The sequence below is a fragment of the Betaproteobacteria bacterium genome, assembly GCA_016791345.1.
GTDB lineage: Bacteria > Pseudomonadota > Gammaproteobacteria > Burkholderiales > JAEUMW01 > JAEUMW01.
Window position 1 is genome coordinate 1 of the sequence record JAEUMW010000299.1, and the last position, 2413, is coordinate 2413.

The 2413-nt window shown below is 66.0% G+C and carries 3 protein-coding genes; all 3 read right to left on the minus strand.

The window, feature by feature from the left end:
• Positions 1-161 precede the first annotated feature (161 nt).
• Positions 162-1217: a MaoC family dehydratase gene (locus JNK68_12020; GenBank protein ID MBL8541082.1), complete on the minus strand. Its 1056-nt coding sequence runs from the start codon at positions 1215-1217 to the stop codon at positions 162-164.
• 3 nt (positions 1218-1220) lie between these two features.
• Positions 1221-2264 carry a CoA ester lyase gene (locus JNK68_12025; protein MBL8541083.1) on the minus strand — a complete coding sequence of 348 codons (1044 nt, stop codon included), beginning with the start codon at positions 2262-2264 and terminating at the stop codon, positions 1221-1223.
• Positions 2265-2280: 16 nt separating this feature from the next.
• Positions 2281-2413: CoA transferase (locus JNK68_12030; GenBank protein ID MBL8541084.1), on the minus strand; the 133-nt coding region annotated here is incomplete at its 5' end.

The following is a 2413-nucleotide window of genomic DNA, read 5'->3' on the forward strand; positions in this document are numbered from 1 at the left end:
CTGCTTGCTCACGACGCCAAGGTTACCGCGGTCCGCGGAATGCACAAAGGCGACGGACGACGCGGAGAACTGCTTCGGGTTCGAACTGGCGGAGCTTGGAGCGCTGGATGCCGCCGAGACTATCGGCTCAACGAGATCCCCGAGACCTACACCGCCGACGCTCAGCCCCGCCGCGGCACCAGCGCCGTGTAGTCGAAATCGAGCACCACCGACGGGTCGTAGCGGTCCTCGTCGCTCTTGTACGGAAAATCCGTGCACGCGCGATCCTTGGTTGCGACCAGCCTGAGCCTCAGCGCCCCCACATCGTCGCGTCCCGGCAGCGGCGTCCCGTCGAGCACTTCCGACCAGGCGTAGACCGTGTCGCCGGCAAAGGTAGGGGCCACGTGGCGTCCGCCGTTGATCGCAACGAGCTTTAAGGCGTTGGCGAGGCCGTTGAACGAAAGGGAGCGCGCGAGGCTGATGACGTGGCCCCCGTATACGATGCGACGGCCGAAGCGCCCGTCCTTCTCGACGTGCTGGTTGAAGTGCACCCGCGCCGTGTTCTGGTAGAGCCGCGTCGCCAGCATGTGGTCGGATTGCTCGATCGTCATGCCGTCGACGTGATCGATGCGCTCGCCGACCGCGTAGTCCTCCCAGCGGTACGGACTGCCCGCCAGTGTGCCGTCGTAAGCATCGAGGCGCAGTCCGCGCGGCACGAGCAGATCATCCGTCGCTACCACTGACGGGAACTCGGGAACCTGTGGCGCCGGCGCGGGGGCATCTGCATCGCGCGTTCGCACCATCACCCAGCGGCAGTACTCGACGACCATTTCTGCGCGCTGGTTGCGGCCGACCGAGCGCACGTACACGACGCCTGCCTTGCCGTCCTTGTTCTGTTTGAGGCCGAGAACGGTCGAGACCGCCGAGATCGTATCGCCGGGGTAGACGGGCTCGCCGAAGCGACCGAGAGCGTAACCGAGGTTGGCGACGGCGTTGAGCGAGATGTCAGGCACCGTTTTCCCGAGCACCACGTGAAAGGCGAGCAGGTCGTCCACCGGCGCGCGCGGCAAGCCCAGCGATGCCGCGAAGGGCGACGACGCGTTCACTGCGAAGCGGGATCCGTAGAGCGCGGTGTAGAGCGAGACGTCGCCTTCGCTCACGGTGCGCGGCGTGGCGTGGACGATCTCCTGGCCGATCCGGAAGTCCTCGAAGAAGTTGCCGGTCTCGGTCTTCACGATAGGTCAGAACCCGTAAGCGCGCTTGAGCTCCGGGTCGCGCTCGGAGACGAGCCGCGCGAGATCGACGATCACCTTCGCCTGCTTCCAGGTGGCATCGTCCTGCATCTTGCCGTCGATCAGCACCGCACCGGCGCCGTCAGGCATCGCTTCGAGAATCCGCTTTGCGAATAGCACCTCCTTCACGTCCGGACTGAACACGCGCTTCGCGATCGCGATCTGGCCGGGGTGCAGCGTCCAGGTGCCGGTGCAGCCCATGAGGAACGCGTTGCGAAACTGCGCTTCGCAGCCCGCCTCGTCGGCGAAGTCGCCGAACGGTCCGTAGAACGCCCGCAAGCCCGACGCCACGCACGCGTCGACCATGCGTGCCAGCGTGTAGTGCCAGAGATCCTGCTGCGAGAACGCACGCTCCGTCCGGCCATCGACCGGGTCCGCCAACACGCCGTAGAAGGGGTGACCGCCGCCGACGCGGGTGGTTTTCATCCCGCGCGAGGCCGCGAGGTCGGCGGGACCCAAGCTCATGCCGTGCATGCGCGGGCTGGCGCACGCGATCTCGTCGACGTTCTTCACGCCCTGCGCGGTTTCGAGGAGCGCGTGTATGAGGATCGGCTTCGTGACCTTGTTGCGGGCTTCGAGCTGTGCCAGCAGTTGGTCGACGAAGTGGATGTCCCACGGCCCCTCGACCTTTGGCACCATGATCACGTCGAGCCTGTTGCCGACGGCGGCGACGATCTCCAGCATGTCGTCGAGGAACCATGGACTGTTCAGCGCATTGACGCGCGTCCAGAGGGCGGTGCTGCCGAAGTCCGTGCTCTGCGCGACGGCGATGAACCCGGCGCGCGCCGCCTCCTTCGCATCGATGGGAATCGCATCTTCCAGGTTGCCGCACAGCACATCGACCTGCTTCGCCATCTCGGGTAATCGGGCGCGGATCTTCTCGACGTGCGGGGGAAAGAAATGGATCATGCGTTCTGGCCGCACCGGCAGCTCGCGCAGGGGGAGTGGGGCGCCGATCGCAAGCGGCCGGTAGAAGTTCGCGGGTAGTTTCATGGTCGCTCCGGAAGCTTCAGATCACGCGCTGTGCGCGCAGCGCTTCGATCTCCGCGTCGGAGATTCCGAGCAGATCCTTCAGCACCTCGTCGGTGTGCTGGCCGAGCCGCGGCCCGAGATGCTTGATGCGGCCAGGAGTCTTCGAAAGC